The following is an 18,213-nucleotide window of genomic DNA, read 5'->3' as shown; positions in this document are numbered from 1 at the left end:
TTTTAGTATGAATTTTTAAAAAATAAGTTACAGCTATTAGGTGTATTATGGCCATGTAATACGCCTTACTAGCTTTAAAAGAAAACAAAAAAACTCAGAATAAAACACAGATGAATACAAATTCATCATGTTATACTCTGAGTTTTGCCTACTTAAAGTTACAACCTCAAACGCCAAAATAAGCGCCAAAAGTAACAATTAATATTAATTTGAAATAAGTATAGCGCTTAATGACAAAGATGTCAACGCTTACATTTTTATTTTACTAATCTGGCGATGTGTAAAATAAGGTACACTCTTTCATCAATTGATAACGAATGTTTATAATTTTTTAGCAGAAAATCTGAAATTTTGTCGACGCATTGATCTGATGTAGGATGCTTTTGACGAAGCGAGGTTAATAAACTTTCATCAGTAACTTCATTTAATGCTTCGTTGTTAAGTAATCTCTGACTAAAGAACTTCAGATGAGTCATGAATCTAGAATAATTCAATTCGTCTTCATTGATGTGTAAGTTAAAATGATATCTAACAATATCAATAATATTTTTTGTTATCTTCGTAATTTCATAAATTGTACCAATTTCTTCATCAAGACTTGCATTAACAATATGCATTGCAATAAAACCTGCTTCATCTTTCGGGAGCTGAACCCTAAATTTTTCTTTAATGATATCAAGGGCAGTGACCCCAATTTTAAATTCATTTGGATAAAGTTTTTGAATTTCATAAAGTAAAGGGTTCTTAATTAAATGTCCCTCTGTCGTACGTTTAATTGCATAATCAATATGATCGGTTAAAGCAATATAAACAGATTCAGCAACAGGTGTTTCATATAATTGGTTGGCAGCAGTTATAATTTCTTGAGTAGTAATTAATACATCTTGATTAATTTCTTGGAGTAACTGCAACATGCGTTCCTGTTCAATACTAGTTAAACGGAAGACCTTTTCTATTTTATCTTTTTCAATCAAATCACCATTACACTTCCCAAATGCAATGCCTTTGCCCATAATAATGCGCTCTTCGTGATTAATTTTCGATATAATAACATTATTATTCAATATTTTTGTGATTTTCATCTAATAAATCACCCCTGACTGATTTAACATCCCTATAATATATTTATATATTAAATATAGATGCAGTATTATGTTATGTCAAAGTGATTTATTTGATTAAATTGTATATAAATTACTGAATAGTAGAATTATTTTATATACTAGTGCGTATAATTATGGTATGAATAGAGCTTTAAATCTTTAGAAATATAAATCATACATAGCAAGAGATAAAGAATATTGAAATCAAATTTTGATGGTATGTTCTAGGTAAATGAACAATTTTAATACGAAGTAGTATAAATAAGCCACCCCAAAAGTTTGAGTTGCATATTTAGGGTAGCTATCTATTGTAGAATTTTATATGAAGTTTTATCCTGGGACACTTGATTTATCACTATGAATCGTAATATTAAATCCTTCAGGTGATAATAGTCTTGTGTAATCGGTATTTGGTTTATATATATCTATACTAGTTAGCCCTAATGTGGCATTGTTCTCTGTTCTGAGTATACTTGATTGCCAAGTGTTAGCGGCTATATGGTGATGATAATGTTTAGTTGACATGAATAGTGCATTTGGTAACGTAGAAACAAGTTCTAATCCGAGTTGTTCTACATAAAATTGATAAGCTTTACTGATGTCTACTGTTTTTAAATGTAGATGGCCAATTTTTGCCCCGTTAGGAAGTCCCTGCCATCCAGCTTGTGATTGTTCAGAAAGCAAGTCGTTGACATCCACGGCGAGAGTATCCATTTTTACCTTTTGCTCTTCCCATTGCCAAAGTGTAGCATCACGGTCTTGATATACTTCAATGCCGTTACCTTCAGGATCATTAAAATATAGTGCTTCACTAACTAGATGGTCACCGCCACCGACTTGAATTCCTAATTGTGTAATATGATATAAAAAATCTGCTAAGTCACTTCTACTAGGCAAAAGGTATGCAATATGAAATAGTCCACTTTCTTGAATGCTAGGTTGGCGGCCATTTGATAGTTCATTTAAAGTTAGTGTGTGACCGCCGTTACCAACTTTAAAAGTAATGGAAGTTGTTGATTCAACTATCGCTTCAAATCCTAAAAATTCGCGATAAAAGTGAATCATTTTGGTTAAATCATTTACGTTTAGTGTGATATTTGTTACTTGTGTGGCATGTTCGTCATGAAAGGTCATATGTGCCTCCTAAAATTCTTCTTGTATTTATAATGATTACAAGTAGATATTAGTATAAAAAGTATATTAGGTCAATGGAAGAGACTCAATATATTTCAAAATAAGCAACTTTCTATTTATAATTGTACTATAAATAGAATTATAGGGAGTTGTAATATGAAACGCTATCATTTTAAAGAGAACTTTTTTAGTGCTTCTAAATCAGCAATTGAAGTGTTTAATGAACGAGAGGAAGCGGTTTTTTCATTAAAGTTATTTTACAAGTCTACGTCACAAGAAGCGTTTGCATTATTTGGTCATCAGAAGCATAACTATGAAATTACGGATGGTCAAGATACGTATCGTGTCATTCAAGAGAAAACGATAAGTGGCACAATAAAGACACCGTTTAAGACGGTATGGCAAGTTGAGAAAAATGGCGATGTAATAGGCGTGTTTCGTACGAAAATTGGCATGAAACCAACTATGCTTTTTGAAGGTGCAAAAGGTGATGTTCTTAAGTTTCAATCTGGATTTATTTCACGCAGTGTTAAGGTGACTGAAGGTAATAATGAAATTATGCAAACAAAGTCAGAACGCTTTAAAATTGCCTCACAACACGATATTGATATCGCCAGTGAAACATATCACCCTGCAATGCTTATTCTATTATTCCAAGCATTTTACGAATATCAAGAATATCAAAGAAAGCAATCTAATTAACTTGAACTTTTCAACGTGCAAGTTACACCTCGTTCCAATGAATCCTGATGATTACAATTATGTATCTTTATTGTAAATAAAATAATTTTTAAAAAAATTAAGATTAAAATGGAATACTTAGGGAAAGTGATTATCGACATCTTATTTATAGTATATAAATTTTATGAATTCATTACATTTATAATATTTAGATTTCTGTTTTAATGTTTATATTATACAACGGCGAATTCACATGTTACATAATCCAATGTAGATTGTTTATTACTATATGTAAGATAATTATTTTTTTAATAAGGGGAGGTAATCACATGACTGATACAGCTATGCCATTATTATTAAAAGTGATCGATTTATTAGCAAAAATTTATGGTTAAGTTAAGCCAGCAACAACAGATAAGAGGCCGAGAAATTAATCTCGACCTCTTTTTAATGAATTTATTGAATTAACCTGCATATACGTCCTGATATTCTGAATGTTTTTCTATGACATTTTTAGCAAATGGACAAGTCGCAACAATTTTCAAATTGTTCTCACGTGCATATTCAACGACACTTTGTACCAATTGTGATCCAATACCTTGTCCACCCATTTCATCAGGAACTCCAGTATGATCAATATCGATTTGATTATCATTTAATTTTTTGAACGTAATCTGTGCTTGAGGATTATTTTCATCTTCTCCGATATAAAACTTATTTGTACCTTGCTTGATTTCAGCCATACAATCACTCCTCATAGTAGTTTGTATTATATAAATATCACGTTTAGTGTATTTGTAAACAAATCTTTCTTCTCTCGATGACTAAATGTGTGTTTTAAAGATATTTAAAAATTTAATAATAGGGATTGAAATATAAAGAAAATAAGTTTATAGTTTAAACGTAATAATTTCGATTTGGAGGCGTAGGCTTTGAAAAAAAGTTTGAAATATATAGTGCTACTAGCTGTGATTATGTTGCTAAGTGCTTGTGGCAATCTTGATAAAGATAAGAATAAAGATGTGAGTACCAAGAATAAATTAGAAATTTATACGACAGCGTATGCTTTTCAAAATTTAACTGAACAAGTGGGAGGAAAATATGTTGATGTAAAATCAATTTACCCTGCAGGTGCAGATATACATTCCTTTGAACCCACTCAAAAAGATATGATTAAAATTTCAAAAGGGGATTTATTTTTATACTCTAGTGATGAAATGGATCCAGTAGCTAAAAAAATTGCAAAATCGATTAATAATAAAGATTTAAAATTACCATTGGCTGATAAGTTGAAAAAGAATGAAATTTTAGCTGGGGAAGAACATGAACATGAAGGTGAATCACATGATGAACATGCTAAGCATGAAGAAGGTAGCAAAGATCCTCATGTGTGGTTAGATCCCGTATTAGATAAGAAATTTACAAAGGAAATAAAGGATACTTTGATTAAAAAGGATCCAAAGCATAAAAAATATTACGAAGATAATTATAAAAAAGTAGTTAAAGATATAGATGGTATTGATTCACAATTAAAATCAATTACTGAAAATCCAAAGCGTGATACTGTAGTGATTTCTCATGATTCAATAGGTTATTTAGCGAAACGTTACGGTTTTAAACAAGAAGGTGTAACGGGTATGAATAATGAAGAGCCTACGCAAAAACAATTAATGAAAATCGTTAAAAATATTAAAAAAACAAAGCAACCTTATGTTTTATATGAACAAAATATTTCATCTAAAGTGACAGATGTGATTAAAAAAGAGACCAATACAACGCCAGTAAGTTTCCACAATATGGCAACATTAACAAAAGCAGATAAACAGAAAAAGGGTATTTCATATCAATCGTTAATGAAGAAGAATATTAAAGCATTAGATAAAGCATTGAATAAATAATAGATTGTCGCGCACATGTTTACTTTATAAGTAGCGTTCGAGCGTGATTGATCATAGGTATTTCATAGAGCCAATCTGTAATCCAGTATTGGCTCTATTTTAATTGAGATAAAATAGTGATTGAATATAAAAAATATATTTTTATTTTTTTTAAAATTCTATGTCCTACAACTGATTGTTTAATGCTATGATGTTGATAGATAAACAAAGTGGGAGTGGTAGATATGTATCATGTTAAAAAGTTGATGGGATTGGCAATTGCTGTAACATTGTTATTGGCTGCTTGTGGACCTAAAGAAGAGAAAGACACATTTAAAGGGGATGCATCTGGAGTTGATATGAAAGTTACACTCACGCACAAAGGTGATAAAGTAACTAAGGAAAACATTCGTTCAACGATCAACTACAAAGATTTAGGTCTTAAGAAGGATGATATGAAATCTTTATTAGAATCTGAAAGTGAAAAATATCAAGATATTAAAGGTGTTTCAGAGAAGATAAAATATTCAGACGGTAAGGCTGTTGAAACTGTAAAAATTGATTTGGAAAAAGTTGATTTAAAAGAGTTGAAGAAAATTGCTCCAGAATCATTCTCTGGTGATACGAAAAATAAACAAGTAAGTTATAAAAAGACTAAGAAAGCTTTGAAAAAAGCAGGATTGAAACAAGTGACAAAAGATTAAATTTTTAAGTAGCATCTAGAACATAAATTCCAAATAAAGCACTCAGATGAATGAATTTAATTTATCTGAGTGCTATTTTTTTATATTACGTATTGTTGGCTCGCTTTCCTAGGGGACAGCTTCAGCCTGTAGTCTTCAGCTTGTCCTGTTCCCTTAGGAGTCTCGCCAAAATACTGCTTAATGCAATAGTGTTTTACATTAAGATATCTTAAAAAAGGCAATTTCTATATTATTTCAATAGAAATTGCCTTTTGCTTATCTAAGCACGCGGTACTCTAGATATTTTAGTGATTTATCACATTTTAATCATATCTAATATAGGATACGGTTGTATTATAGTATTCTTCGAAACCATGGATGCCATCTGCGCCACCTAAACCAGATTCTCGCCAACCAGCATGGTAACCATTGACGACTTCTTCTGCTTCGCAATTGGCATAAACTTCTCCAAATTTTAATGTTTCAGTTGCTTGCATAATTTGTTTTAAGTTTTCGGAGAAAATATAAGAAGATAGTCCAGCATTCGTATTATTAGCTTCAGCTATAGCTTCATCGAAGTCTTCGTATTCGATAACAGGTATTACCGGACCAAATATTTCTTCTTTAAATGCCTCATCTGTTGTTTGGATATGATCTAAAATTGTTGGCTCATAAAAATAACCTGCGCTGTCTATTTTCTTACCACCAGTTACTAAAGTAGCGCCATTTTTAACTGCATTTTGAACTTTATCATCAATACTATCTAATTGACGTTGATTAATAATTGCACCATAGTCCGTATTATCATCAAATGGATCGCCGACTGTGAGTTGTTCCATTTTAGATTTCAGTTGTTCGATAAATGAATCGTGTATTGATTTGTGGACAAATACACGTTCAGGACAAGTACATACTTGTCCAGCGTTATTGATTCTTGCTGTCACGATGTAATCTACAGCTTTATCTATATTGGCATGTTCAGTAACGAGTACAGGTGCATTACCACCAAGTTCTAAGTTAACTTTCTTAACTGTATTGGCACTTTCTGCATAAACAGATTTACCAGCTTTCATACTTCCTGTAAGAGAAATAAGTTGGATATCAGGGTGTTGTGCTAACTGCGTTCCTACTGTATTACCAGTGCCTGGAACAATTTGAATAAGTCCTGCAGGAATTGTAGAATCACGTAACAATTCAGCAAGTTTCAATGTGATTAGTGTAGTCTCTTCACTTGGTTTAATTACTGCGGAACAACCTGTAATAACAGCTGGAATAATTTTGCGCATTAATACTAATATAGGTGCATTCCAAGGTACGATACCTGCTGTTACACCGATAGGTTTTTTCGTTAGTAGAATAGTTTCGTTTTCTCTACTATTTTGTAGAACTTCGCCTTTATTTGAAAAGCTTAAGCTCGTCATATAGTCAATAAAATGTATTGCCTTGTCTATTTCACCTTTTGCGGAAGCTAAAGTCTTACCTTGTTCTTTTACATATAATTCTGCCAATGTGTCTTTATGTTCTTCTAATAATGGTATTAATAGCTTAACATGTTCAGCACGTTTGGGTTGAGGTACCTTTTCCCATTCTAATTGTGCCTGTTTAGATTTTTCTATAGCATCGTTAACTTCTGATTGAGTGGCAAAAGTGATTGTATCTATTTTTTCACCTGTTGCAGGATTAATAACGTCCATTGTGTCTTGTGATTGACTTTCTATAAATTCATTATTTACAAATAATTTATTCAATATTGACACCTCCACACTCTACTTCTACCACTTATTGAAGTTATGAAAACGAAAGAATTAATTTTCATAATAATTACAATATTTAATTTGAAGTATAAGTATTATTGGGAAATGCTTTTATAGAGCGTTTTTTAATTGATGGTATATTTTTTATACTTAAAATGTTGACTTCTAAAAACGTCAGCGTTATAATTATCTCGAAATCGAAATAAATTGAAAGTTGGTGATGTGATGGAACGAACGACAGAGTCATTGAATGCATTTATTGGATTGAATAGAACGACTGATCATTTAGAACAAATTGTTAGAGCAGATGTACAGCGTTATGGATTGAATGTAACTGAATTTGCAGTGCTAGAACTCCTATATAGTAAAGGTGAACAACCTATTCAGAAAATTGGTAAACGCGTACTTATTGCTAGTAGCAGTATCACTTATGTAGTAGATAAACTCGTTGAGAAAGGCTGCGTCGAAAGAAGAAGAGATGAGCAAGATAAACGTGTAACTAAAGCGGTATTAACCAAACAAGGTCATGAAATGATGGAACGAATTTTTCCTGAGCATGCAGCAACAATAAACTCAACTTTTGCAGTGTTAACAGACGAAGAATTAGCAATATTACAGCAAGCATTAAAGAAATTAAGTGCTCAACCTACAGAGGTTTAATGCACTTAATATTTTTAAATAAAATTACTTCGAAATCGAGATAAAATTAAGGAGCGTGTTTGATTATGACAAACAATCAATTATTAGGAATCCACCATGTTACAGCGATTACAGATGATGCTGAAAGAAACTATAAATTTTTCACTGATGTGTTAGGTATGAGACTTGTTAAAAAAACAGTGAACCAAGATGATATATATACGTATCATACATTCTTTGCAGATGATGAAGGTTCACCTGGAACAGATATGACATTTTTTGATTTTCCAAATATTCCAAAAGGTAAGTCTGGCACTAATTCAATTACCAAACCTTCATTCAGAGTACCGAATGATGCAGCATTAAGTTATTATGAACAACGATTCAATGACTTTGGTGTGAAACATGATGGTATACAAACTCTATTTGGTAAACAGGTTCTTCCTTTTGAAGAGTCAGATGGTCAACATTATCAACTCGTATCAGATGAACATAACAGTGGTGTGGCACCAGGTAAACCATGGCAAAACGGACCAGTTCCAACTGATAAAGCAATTTATGGCTTAGGCCCTATCGAAATTACTGTCAGTTACTTTGAAGATTTTAAGAAAATATTAGAACAAATCTATGGTATGAAAACAATTGTGGAAGAACAAAACGTTGCACTTTTAGAAGTTGGAGCAGGAGGTAATGGTGGTCAAGTTATCTTGAGAAAAGACACAACAAGTAATGAAGCAGTGCAAGGTTACGGAGAAGTCCACCATGTATCATTTAGATTGAAAGACCATGAAGCTATAGCACAATGGGAAGAAAAATATAAAGAAGTTGGAATTGGTAATTCAGGATTAGTAGATAGATTTTACTTTGAAGCACTTTATGCACGTATTGGTCACATCTTGATTGAAGTGTCTACTGATGGTCCTGGATTTATGGGTGATGAACCGTATGAAACATTGGGTGAAAGTCTATCATTACCACCATTTTTAGAAAACCAACGTGATTATATCGAATCAGAAATTAGACCATTCAATACTAAACGCTAAAAAATAATGACATGTCAAAAGGAGTGAACGTTATGGAAGCAATACAACACATTCATCATATTTCAGCAATCGTAGGAAACCCAGAAGAAAACATTGCATTTTACAGAGATATTTTAAATTTAAAACTAATTAAAAAAACTGTGAATTTTGATGATCCAGGCACTTATCATCTGTATTTTTCAAATAATAATGTAGATAACGGTACGATATTAACATTTTTTAATTGGCCAAACGAACATGTGGGGCGTACTGGTAATGGACAAGTTGGTACTATTGCTTTCAGAATACCCAAAGGAACTTTAGAGGTATGGAAACGACACTTAATGGACCAAAATATCACAGTTACGGTTACCACATTATTTGGACAGTCAACATTACAATTCAATGATGTACACGGTTTATCACTCGCACTTGTTGAGGATGACCAAGCATCGACTAATCGTGACATAATAGGGTTTCATGGTGTGACGATGTTAACTGAAAATCCACAAGCTACACTTGCAACTTTAGTAGAAGATATGGGATTAGAGCAAATTGGTGAAGACGCATCGTATATTCACTTAGCTACTGTAGGTGATTGGCGTCATCATGTCATGATTAAAAAAGAAGGTCCAGCAAATCGTGTGCGCTTTGGAGTGGGCGTTGTGCATCACATCGCATGGTCTGTACCTGATAATAAAGCACATAGCGCATGGCAAGCAAAAATGATTGGCAAAGGCTATCATGTTACTGAAGTGAAAGATCGCAATTACTTTAAAGCAATATATATGCGTGAACGAGGTGGTATTATATTTGAATTTGCAACTGTAGGTCCAGGATTTACAATTGATGAACCATTTGACAAATTAGGTGAGCAATTAATGTTTCCATCACAATATGAAGATCGTAAGGAAGCATTGTTACAACAATTACCACCAATTCGAATTTAATTATGCAGTTTAAAGAATACGCACAAATAGAAAGGAAGAGGATTTGTATGGAACACATTTTTAAACAAGGAAAGCCTGAAGCGCCTACGTTTATTTTATTACATGGCACAGGTGGAGATGAAAATGATTTAATGCCTTTAGCTGCGGCACTAAATGCGGATTATAGTGTATTGAGTATTCGTGGTGAAGTTTCAGAAAATGGCATGAATCGTTTCTTTAAACGTCATGGCGAAGGGCAATATGACGTAGAAGATTTAAAATATAGAACTACAAGATTGGCAGCATTTATTAAAGAAGCGGCTGAAAAATATGGCTTTGATGTGGAACAATCAATTCCGGTGGGCTTTTCAAATGGTTCGAATATTGCTATTAGCATGATACTAAATGAGTCTATAACGTTTAAGGCGGCATTATTATATGCACCATTATATCCATTAAATATAACTGAAGATAAGGATTTAAGTCATATGAATGTGCTACTTTCAATGGGTGAAAGAGATCCAATTGTGACAATGGATGCTAGCAAACATGTTATAGAATTATTTAAGCAAACTGGGGCAAACATCACCGAAGTATGGGTGAATAGTCATGAATTAACTCAAGCGGGTGTTATAGCTGGTCAGAAAGTAATAATGAATAGTTAAGTAAAAAAAGAAGTTGCATAAACATCACCTGATACAGTAGGTATGATGTTTGTGCAATTTTTTTGTAAATATTTAATAACAAGTGATAAATTCAAAATTTCGTAATTCAGTACAAAGTTGGCTATAATTTAAGCTAGAGTAATGATGTTTGAATTAAAGGAGTACTTAATATGACAAAAAATAGTGCATTAATTGTAATGGATATGCAAAATGGTATTGTTAATGGGATAGAGGACAACGCAGGGGTAATTAGAGCTAATCAACAAGCGATAGCTGATGCGCGAACACGACATATACCTGTTATTTTCGTTAGAGTCGCTTTTACAGGTGATTATTTAGAAGTTTCTGAGAATAATAAGATGTTTTCACAATATAAAGCAAGTGGACAACCGATGTCGAAAGAAGCTACGTCCACACAAATTATTAATGACTTACATGTAGAAGATACGGATCCTGTAGTTGTGAAACATCGATTAAGTGCATTTACCGGAAGTAATTTAGAAGTGTTACTTCGTGGTATGAATATAAACCACATTGTATTGACTGGAGTGAGTACGAGTGGGGTTGTCTTATCTACAGCGGTAGAGGCAGCGGATAAGGATTTCCAAATTACGATATTAGCAGATGCTGTTACTGATAATGATCAATACAAGCATCAGTTTTTAGTGGATAACATATTAACAAGATATGCAACAATCGATCATACGACAGAATGGTTGAATAAATGATAAATAAAACCCAGTCAATGAACTTTTCATAAGTTCATTGACTGAGTTTTTTGTTGTTGTCTTTATGACTTTGAGTTGTTTACAAGGTTAGATTGATTTGAGTCCACACGTTACATTAAGCCTATAATTTTCATCCATAATGAACCTATACCAAGCCAAACGATGAAATAGAAAATGGCTAGAATCGCGTTCATTGTCCACCAACGATTTTGAGTGACGTAGCCAGCTGAATATAAAATAGGAGCTGGACCACTACTATAATGTGTTGTTGAAGCCATTAAGTTACCAAAGAAACCGAGCATTAATGCACTATAAAGTGGTGGCGCACCAGTTGCAATTGCTACACCAAGTAAAGCAGAATACATTGCGCTTACATGTGCAGTCGAACTTGCAAATAAGTAATGTGAGTAGAAGTAGAATAATACTAAGATAATAAGTACGATTGGCCAACTTAAGCCACCTAAACTACCTGAAATAGATTTACTTAACCATGGAATAAAGCCAAGTTCATTTAATTGATTAGCCATCATAACGAGTATTGAGAACCATACTAAAGTATTCCAAGCGCCCGTTTCATTCAAGATATCGGACCACGCTAAAACACCTGTTATTAATAATAAGGATAATGCAATAAATGCAGTAAGCGTTGCATCGATATGAATTACGCTACCTAATATCCATAAGATTAATGCAATCAAGAAGATACCAATCATGAATTTTTCACTCTTACTCATAACGCCCATTTCATCTAATTCATTTTGAGCCCATGATTTAGCATTCGGTGTTTCTTTGATTTCCGGTGGATATAATTTATAAATTATAAGTGGAACAAGCACTAATGAAAGAATCCCTGGAACCAACGCAGCTAAGAACCAGCTCATCCATGAAATTGTTACGCCTTGATGCTTTGCAAGTGACTGTGCTAGTGGATTACCCGCCATTGCAGTTAAGAACATTGCTGCAGTAATCAAATTACCGTGAAATTCTGTGAATATTAAGAATGAACCCATTTTACGTTGTGTACCGTCTTCAGGCTTAGAGCCAAAAGAACGAGATAAAGCATTGATAATAGGGAACATGATACCGCCTGCTCTAGCAGTATTACTAGGTGTTGCGGGTGCTAAAATTAAATCCACACCAATTAAAGCATAACCTAAGCCTAATGTTTTCTTACCAAATAATTTAACAAATTGTAAGGCGATACGGCGACCTAAGCCTGTTTTAACGAAACCTCTAGAGATAAAAAAGGCCATAGCGATAAGCCAAATACTACTGTTACCAAAACCAGCTACAGCAGTATCGATTTTTACTGTACCGGTCAACACGGTTAGTGAAAAACCGATTATTGCTACTGCACCAATTGGTAAAGGCTGAGTGATACAACCGATAATGGTAGCGACGAATATCGCAAACATATGCCAAGCTGTTGCATCAACACCATCTGGTCTAAAAGGGGTAATTAACCAAATGATTATGCCAACCAAGATAGGTACGATAAATTTCTTGTAATTAATACTTTGATTCACAATGATTCACCTTTCTTTACTTTCTATATTTTGGGGAGTGAAAATTGAATTTAAGATTGAACCTATCCACTATCTATGAAAGTGAAATTATGTATGATCCTGTGGCAATATAATTTCAATACTTCAATAGAGTCATCTCATTTCGAAAATAAATGTTGATTTAATAAAAAATTCATAATAATTATAGAATTATGAAACCCTATTGTAAAGGTCTGAAAAAATAGTTGTATACGTTATAATGTCAAAGCATAGAAGGGATACAACGATAGTATACAGTGCAATGTTCTCGCATTTAATTGTGACAATAATGTTAAATTTAATATATCAATATAAAATTTAATATTCATTTAAATTTTAAATGAAAAAATAATGTTAGAAACCATTGATTGAATTTTATTACTTTGGGTAGATAATGAAGGTTCTTTAAATGCGTCAATTGAAATTTTTTGGTAGGATATTTTCTTAATGCATTTTTGGGAGTAAAAGTAAAAATGCAAATGTGAAGATGTTTAACTTTATAAATAGAGAGAGGGAGTAAATGTGTCTTTATTAAATTTGCCATTAATGTTAGTGATTGTCATATTTTTAGCGTTGGGTATATTTAGTCAATGGTTTGCCTCGCGAATTAAATGGCCATCTATTGTTGTAATGGCAATTGTAGGGTTATTGGTGGGGCCGATATTTGGCTTGATAAATCCACAAGAAAGTTTAGGAGAATCTGTGTTTAGCCCTTTGGTATCTTTAGCGGTTGCTATAATACTATTTGAAGGAAGTAGTAATTTAGATTTTAGAGAGCTCAAAGGGATATCGAAAGCAGTGATACGCATTATTACTATTGGTGCAATTATCGCTTGGGTATTGGGAGCCGTTGCATTGCATTATGTTATTGGTTTTTCATTGTCTATATCCCTAGTTTTAGGTGGACTGTTTTTAATTACAGGTCCTACTGTGATTCAGCCACTATTAAAACAAGCGAAGGTGCGTAAAAGTGTAGATTCAATATTGAGATGGGAAAGTATTATCTTAGACCCTATAGGTCCTATGTTAGCATTAGGGGCTTTCTATATCTTTGAAATTATGGAACAAGGTTTCAATTTACCTATTTTATTCAGTTTTATATTTAGATTAGGTGTAGCGATAATTATTGGATTTGCTGCATCATATCTATTTATGTGGTTAATTAAACGAGATTTAATACCACAAAATTTAATGCCACCTATACAGTTGGTATTCATTTTACTTATATTTGCGATATGTGATGAATTTTTACCAGAATCTGGATTACTTGCAGTTACAATATTTGGTTTGATGATGGCTCGAATGAAACGTCATGATTTAATATTTAAGGAATCAGATCATTTTATAGAAAATACATCATCCATAATGATATCTACAGTATTTATTTTAATTACATCATCATTAACACTAGATGTCTTGAAAAATGTAATCTCGTGGCAGCTCTTTGTATTTTGTGCAATTATGATTATTCTAGTTAGACCTATTTCGGTTCTACTGGCAACGATCAATACAGAAATTTCAAAGCGTGAACGAGCGATGGTGTCAATGATGGCTCCAAGAGGTATTGTAGTGTTAACTGTAGCTCAATTCTTCGCAGGTTTATTTGTGGAAAAAAATACACCTATGGCGGAATATATCACGCCTGTGACCTTTGGACTAGTATTTGTTACAGTGGTGATTTATGGATTTAGTTTCTTGCCATTAAGTAAAGTAATGAATTTATCAAGTACTGAACCACCTGGTGTAATCATCGTTGGTGAGAGTGAATTTTCATTCCATTTAGGTGCGAAATTACGGGAACATAATATACCAGTGATGACGTTTAATTTATTTGATAATACATCAAAACGTGCAAAAGATTTAGATTTTGAAGTATTTGAAGGGAATTTATTATCAAGTGGCGACCGTATTTATGCAGATATGACAAGGTATAATAAATGTATACTGATGACACAGTCTTTTGTCTTTAATAGTTTAGCATTTAATGAGTTAGTACCAGAGTTTGGATTGAATAATGTAGATATAATGCCAGTGTCATTCAGTGATGAACATGCAAGAACGAATTTAGATGGACCAATTCGCAATCATATTTTGTTCGATTGGAACTTTACTGCACATTGGTTTAATCGATTTATAACGCAGCATAATATTTTAGAATTACCTATCGAACAGAAAGATCAATTAACGGAAAATGATATGATTCTTTATCATATTAGCACTAACAAAGTAGTTACGTTTAAACGTATTAACAATAAATTATTAGAGCATGAAAGTGGTACGATTGGTTATTTAAAGGATGCATATTTACATCAAAATATTTAAATAAAATACTCTAGTTCGCTTGAATTTGAAAGAAACGATAGCGATTAAGGTTTGAATACTATAAATTAAGCCAGTAAATGATTATGTGAACACTCATTTGCTGGCTTAATTGCATGTCGGAACGTTTTATTAGGAGCTAACATCTGAAAATTGAATCTTCGAAACGTGTATTACTTTCACAGGAATCTTGTTAAACGCATATCACATTTTAGTTATCTACAGTTTTACAATGTCATACTGCAAAAATAAGACACCTTCGATTACTTTAGTTACTAACTCTAAACTAAAATAATTAGGTGTCTTAAGTATAAAATGATTAGTTAGCTCTCTTTAAAAAACTGTACTTATAAATGAGTTGTTTAATAAAGATGAGATGATGATTAGATAATTTATTCATTGTTTATTGGACGAAGCGGTCGTGCATAAGTTCTTTTAAAATATTTATTTTTTCTTGTATTTCTTCACCGGTATTAGTGTCACGAATCTTTTTACGTTTTAGTTCTTTATCGACTACACGGCGAATTGATAATTCGTCTGCACCATTTAATAACACATGTTTCATTGAATTAAAATGTTGATGTGCAACAAGTTGCATACCAAATGAATTATAAAGTAATGTGTAACCTGCAATGCCAGTTGTAGATTGATAAGCTTTAGAAAAGCCGCCATCAATAACAATCATCTTACCATCAGCTTTGATAGGATTTTCACCATCGATTTCCTTTACTGGCGTGTGACCATTAATGATATGGCCTTGCTCTGGATCTAGGCCAAAGTTTTTAAGCATCTTTTTACACATATTAACATCTTCACGTAGATGATAGTAAGGATTTTTTGTTTCTTTATGTGCTGATTTATCCGCAATAAAGTAACGCTCAAATGTAGTCATCGCTCGTTTACCGAATAGTGATGAATATTTTCCTGTCCATAGATACCACACAAGATCTGTTGCTAAATCATCTTGAATATCTTTGTGATCAAAGCTTTGTCTAACATATGCTTCAAAGTGATCTAACAATTCTCTACCGTAATATTTCACACCGTCAATCGTCATTGATTCCATCTCACCATGTTCATCAACAGGAATACAACCATGAATGAGTAGATTACCATTATAAGGTAAATATAATGTGCCTTTTTGCATTAAGAATGTCATATGGCGTTTTAGCTTTTCGGATTGTTGTACGGATAATAGTAACTTGTCCATCACTTCTATTTCTTCGTCGATAAGTTGATTTGGATTTTCAGGATCAATAGTTTGGAAGCATGTGTGTTCTAATGGATATGTTTTGCCATAGAGTGTTGCTTCGTTTTTATCGTAATCAATACTTTCAAGCACTAAGCGTTCTTCCATTTCAAAGTTTGGTCTTCTCTTAATAATAGGTGCCTCTAATTTAAATTGAATAATGGCAATTGCTTGATGGATTTTTGTGATTTGCTCTAATTCTCTGTCTGATAAACCTTCAGAATTTTTAGGTTTAAAGGCTTTGTTCGTACCGTCATAATATTTCTCAGCCAATGTTAGTAAAGGTCGCAAGTTAATTCCATAGGCATCTTCAGTAATGTCTAAATTGTCATAACGTGCACATATACGCAATAAATTGGCTAGGCAAACTTTAGAGCCAGCGTATGCGCCAATCCATAAGACATCATGGTTTCCCCATTGAATATCGACTGAAGGGTAGTTAATGAGTGTTTCCATAATTTTATCTGGATCTGGACCACGATCATAAATATCTCCTACGACATGCAAATGGTTTACGACAAGATGTTGTACAGTGAATGATAAGCCAATAATTAAGTCATCTGATTGTTCTAAATCAATGATTTGGTTTATCAATTTATCATAATATGATTTCTTGTTGTTATATTTATTGCTCTTATATAATAATTCTTCAATAATAAATACATAATTTTTAGGTAATGATTTACGTAATTTTGTACGTGTGTATTTAGATGAAGCATATGTGATTAATTTGATTAGACGATTAATCGTAGTGATATACCATTCATTTAATTCTGATTTAGAATTAAAGCTATTTTTAATTAGGTTCAACTTTTCCTCAGGGTAATAAACGAGAGCAGCAAATTCATTAATTTCTTTGCGTGTCAATGTATCTTGGAAGATATCATTAATTTTTGATCTAACATTGCCTGAACCGTTTCGGAGAACGTGTTGGAATGATTGGAATTCACCGTGTAAATCACTGACAAAGTGTTCAGTGCCTTTAGGTAATTCTAATATAGATTCTAAATTTATAATTTCTGTTGCTAATTCTTCTTTATTGTTAAATTGTTCTGCAAGTAAATCTAAATATCTGCTCTTTACGCTTTTATCTGTTGTTCTTGGCATTATTAGTGTCACTCCAGTTGATTTATTTTCATTAAAAACACTACTGCAAGCGTTTTCTTTATTTGTAGTATATTGTAGCATTAAATGCGCTATCTGTGTCTAGTTCATATTATATTATGAAAGTAGGATAAATTCTAAAATATGAATTGGAAAATGTGTTTTTTAGAAAAGGCTAATGATTATAGTGAAAATGGTCGTATTATCAAGATAATCTGCGTTTTAAAACACCTATGTTACTCAAATATAAAAAATTGGCTATTTTGTATAAAGGTATTGCGAAATATATTATTTATACCGATGTAATTAGTGTTTTAATCCCTTTTTAGTGTATAATTACAACGATTGTTTTTGCGTCTTTGAATGCCTTTGTTACGGCTTTTAAGCTGCTGATTTGAAAAAAACAGGAGAATTTTTACAAAAAAATGTCTTAGAGTACTTTAAAAATTCTAATAATTTTGTATAATAAATGCATGTAACAAAATTATAAGGGAGTTATTTTTTCTGTTTACATTTGGGGTGACATATACTGATTAAATTATAATGTAGTGGAGTGGACTTATTACTTAATTTTTTCAGTAGTAGTTTTAAATCATACTTTCCTTAGAAATATAGTGTGATGCAATGTGTCAATTAAATAAGGGGTTATTGGGCGCATACATTTCATTATATATTTATTGTTACTATGATTTAATTAGGTGGTTTTACTATATACATAGTAGTTAACGTTAGTATCATTATACTATCATGTATGAATTATTGTGAAGGTTATTTATATTCTT

15 protein-coding genes are annotated in these 18,213 nt (G+C 32.4%); 9 read left to right on the top strand and 6 right to left on the bottom strand.

Annotated elements, in window-relative coordinates; translation table 11 throughout:
* Nucleotides 1-257 precede the first annotated feature (257 nt).
* Both licT and SH09_RS14520 read right to left on the bottom strand, forming a co-directional pair.
* Nucleotides 258-1,082 carry a BglG family transcription antiterminator LicT gene (gene licT, locus SH09_RS14525; protein ID WP_042740303.1) on the bottom strand — a complete coding sequence of 275 codons (825 nt, stop codon included), beginning with the start codon at nt 1,080-1,082 and terminating at the stop codon, nt 258-260.
* A gap of 351 nt (nt 1,083-1,433) precedes the next feature.
* Nucleotides 1,434-2,237, bottom strand: coding sequence for a VOC family protein (locus tag SH09_RS14520; protein WP_042740302.1), 804 nt, complete (start codon nt 2,235-2,237; stop codon nt 1,434-1,436).
* 156 nt (nt 2,238-2,393) lie between these two features.
* On the opposite strand from SH09_RS14520, the gene SH09_RS14515 reads away from it, so the two are divergent.
* The gene (locus SH09_RS14515; protein WP_042740301.1) at nt 2,394-2,939 is read left to right on the top strand and encodes a tubby C-terminal domain-like protein; all 546 of its coding nucleotides are present in this window, start codon (nt 2,394-2,396) and stop codon (nt 2,937-2,939) included.
* A 443-nt stretch (nt 2,940-3,382) separates the two neighbouring features.
* Here SH09_RS14515 and SH09_RS14510 read toward each other — a convergent pair whose 3' ends face one another.
* A complete protein-coding gene (locus SH09_RS14510) occupies nt 3,383-3,661 on the bottom strand; it encodes a GNAT family N-acetyltransferase (protein WP_042740300.1) in 279 nt (92 codons plus the stop codon).
* 189 nt (nt 3,662-3,850) lie between these two features.
* Here SH09_RS14510 and SH09_RS14505 point away from each other — a divergent pair, with 189 nt between their 5' ends.
* Complete coding sequence (locus tag SH09_RS14505; protein ID WP_042740299.1) at nt 3,851-4,816, top strand: metal ABC transporter solute-binding protein, Zn/Mn family; 966 nt, start codon at nt 3,851-3,853, stop codon at nt 4,814-4,816.
* Nucleotides 4,817-5,040: 224 nt separating this feature from the next.
* Nucleotides 5,041-5,499, top strand: coding sequence for a DUF1307 domain-containing protein (locus tag SH09_RS14500; RefSeq protein WP_042740298.1), 459 nt, complete (start codon nt 5,041-5,043; stop codon nt 5,497-5,499).
* 302 nt (nt 5,500-5,801) lie between these two features.
* Here SH09_RS14500 and aldA read toward each other — a convergent pair whose 3' ends face one another.
* Nucleotides 5,802-7,229, bottom strand: coding sequence for an aldehyde dehydrogenase (gene aldA, locus SH09_RS14495; protein WP_042740528.1), 1,428 nt, complete (start codon nt 7,227-7,229; stop codon nt 5,802-5,804).
* A 228-nt stretch (nt 7,230-7,457) separates the two neighbouring features.
* Here aldA and SH09_RS14490 point away from each other — a divergent pair, with 228 nt between their 5' ends.
* The 5 genes from SH09_RS14490 to SH09_RS14470 all read left to right on the top strand — a co-directional run bounded on the left by SH09_RS14490 (nt 7,458) and on the right by SH09_RS14470 (nt 11,215).
* Nucleotides 7,458-7,892: a MarR family winged helix-turn-helix transcriptional regulator gene (locus SH09_RS14490; RefSeq protein WP_042740297.1), complete on the top strand. Its 435-nt coding sequence runs from the start codon at nt 7,458-7,460 to the stop codon at nt 7,890-7,892.
* A 65-nt stretch (nt 7,893-7,957) separates the two neighbouring features.
* Entirely contained in the window at nt 7,958-8,914 is a 957-nt protein-coding gene (gene mhqE, locus SH09_RS14485) for a ring-cleaving dioxygenase MhqE (RefSeq protein WP_042740296.1), read from the top strand.
* 32 nt (nt 8,915-8,946) lie between these two features.
* A complete protein-coding gene (locus SH09_RS14480) occupies nt 8,947-9,843 on the top strand; it encodes a VOC family protein (protein WP_042740295.1) in 897 nt (298 codons plus the stop codon).
* A gap of 47 nt (nt 9,844-9,890) precedes the next feature.
* Nucleotides 9,891-10,487, top strand: coding sequence for a methylhydroquinone degradation carboxylesterase MhqD (gene mhqD / locus SH09_RS14475; protein WP_042740294.1), 597 nt, complete (start codon nt 9,891-9,893; stop codon nt 10,485-10,487).
* A 170-nt stretch (nt 10,488-10,657) separates the two neighbouring features.
* A complete protein-coding gene (locus SH09_RS14470; RefSeq protein ID WP_042740293.1) occupies nt 10,658-11,215 on the top strand; it encodes a cysteine hydrolase family protein in 558 nt (185 codons plus the stop codon).
* A 110-nt stretch (nt 11,216-11,325) separates the two neighbouring features.
* On the opposite strand, the gene SH09_RS14465 is transcribed toward SH09_RS14470, so the two are convergent.
* Entirely contained in the window at nt 11,326-12,741 is a 1,416-nt protein-coding gene (locus SH09_RS14465) for an anion permease (protein WP_042740292.1), read from the bottom strand.
* Nucleotides 12,742-13,305: 564 nt separating this feature from the next.
* Here SH09_RS14465 and SH09_RS14460 point away from each other — a divergent pair.
* Nucleotides 13,306-15,081, top strand: a complete 1,776-nt coding sequence (locus SH09_RS14460) for a cation:proton antiporter (protein WP_182475102.1) — start codon at nt 13,306-13,308, stop codon at nt 15,079-15,081.
* A gap of 400 nt (nt 15,082-15,481) precedes the next feature.
* On the opposite strand, the gene SH09_RS14455 is transcribed toward SH09_RS14460, so the two are convergent.
* Nucleotides 15,482-17,434, bottom strand: a complete 1,953-nt coding sequence (locus SH09_RS14455; protein WP_042740290.1) for a fructose-bisphosphatase class III — start codon at nt 17,432-17,434, stop codon at nt 15,482-15,484.
* Nucleotides 17,435-18,213: the final 779 nt, after the last annotated feature.

It is taken from the genome of Staphylococcus gallinarum (assembly GCF_000875895.1).
GTDB lineage: Bacteria > Bacillota > Bacilli > Staphylococcales > Staphylococcaceae > Staphylococcus > Staphylococcus gallinarum.
This window is presented reverse-complemented; position numbering and strand designations above follow the sequence as displayed.

What these genes read in the sequence shown, in the direction of transcription:
- SH09_RS14480 (WP_042740295.1), top strand. Translation starts at nt 8,947, where the DNA reads ATGGAAGCAATACAACACATTCATCATATTTCAGCAATCGTAGGAAAC.
- SH09_RS14460 (WP_182475102.1), top strand. Translation starts at nt 13,306, where the DNA reads ATGTTAGTGATTGTCATATTTTTAGCGTTGGGTATATTTAGTCAATGG.
- mhqD (WP_042740294.1), top strand. Translation starts at nt 9,891, where the DNA reads ATGGAACACATTTTTAAACAAGGAAAGCCTGAAGCGCCTACGTTTATT.
- SH09_RS14470 (WP_042740293.1), top strand. Translation starts at nt 10,658, where the DNA reads ATGACAAAAAATAGTGCATTAATTGTAATGGATATGCAAAATGGTATT.
- mhqE (WP_042740296.1), top strand. Translation starts at nt 7,958, where the DNA reads ATGACAAACAATCAATTATTAGGAATCCACCATGTTACAGCGATTACA.
- licT (WP_042740303.1), bottom strand. Translation starts at nt 1,082, where the DNA reads ATGAAAATCACAAAAATATTGAATAATAATGTTATTATATCGAAAATT.
- SH09_RS14510 (WP_042740300.1), bottom strand. Translation starts at nt 3,661, where the DNA reads ATGGCTGAAATCAAGCAAGGTACAAATAAGTTTTATATCGGAGAAGAT.
- SH09_RS14520 (WP_042740302.1), bottom strand. Translation starts at nt 2,237, where the DNA reads ATGACCTTTCATGACGAACATGCCACACAAGTAACAAATATCACACTA.
- SH09_RS14515 (WP_042740301.1), top strand. Translation starts at nt 2,394, where the DNA reads ATGAAACGCTATCATTTTAAAGAGAACTTTTTTAGTGCTTCTAAATCA.
- SH09_RS14500 (WP_042740298.1), top strand. Translation starts at nt 5,041, where the DNA reads ATGTATCATGTTAAAAAGTTGATGGGATTGGCAATTGCTGTAACATTG.
- SH09_RS14455 (WP_042740290.1), bottom strand. Translation starts at nt 17,434, where the DNA reads ATGCCAAGAACAACAGATAAAAGCGTAAAGAGCAGATATTTAGATTTA.
- SH09_RS14490 (WP_042740297.1), top strand. Translation starts at nt 7,458, where the DNA reads ATGGAACGAACGACAGAGTCATTGAATGCATTTATTGGATTGAATAGA.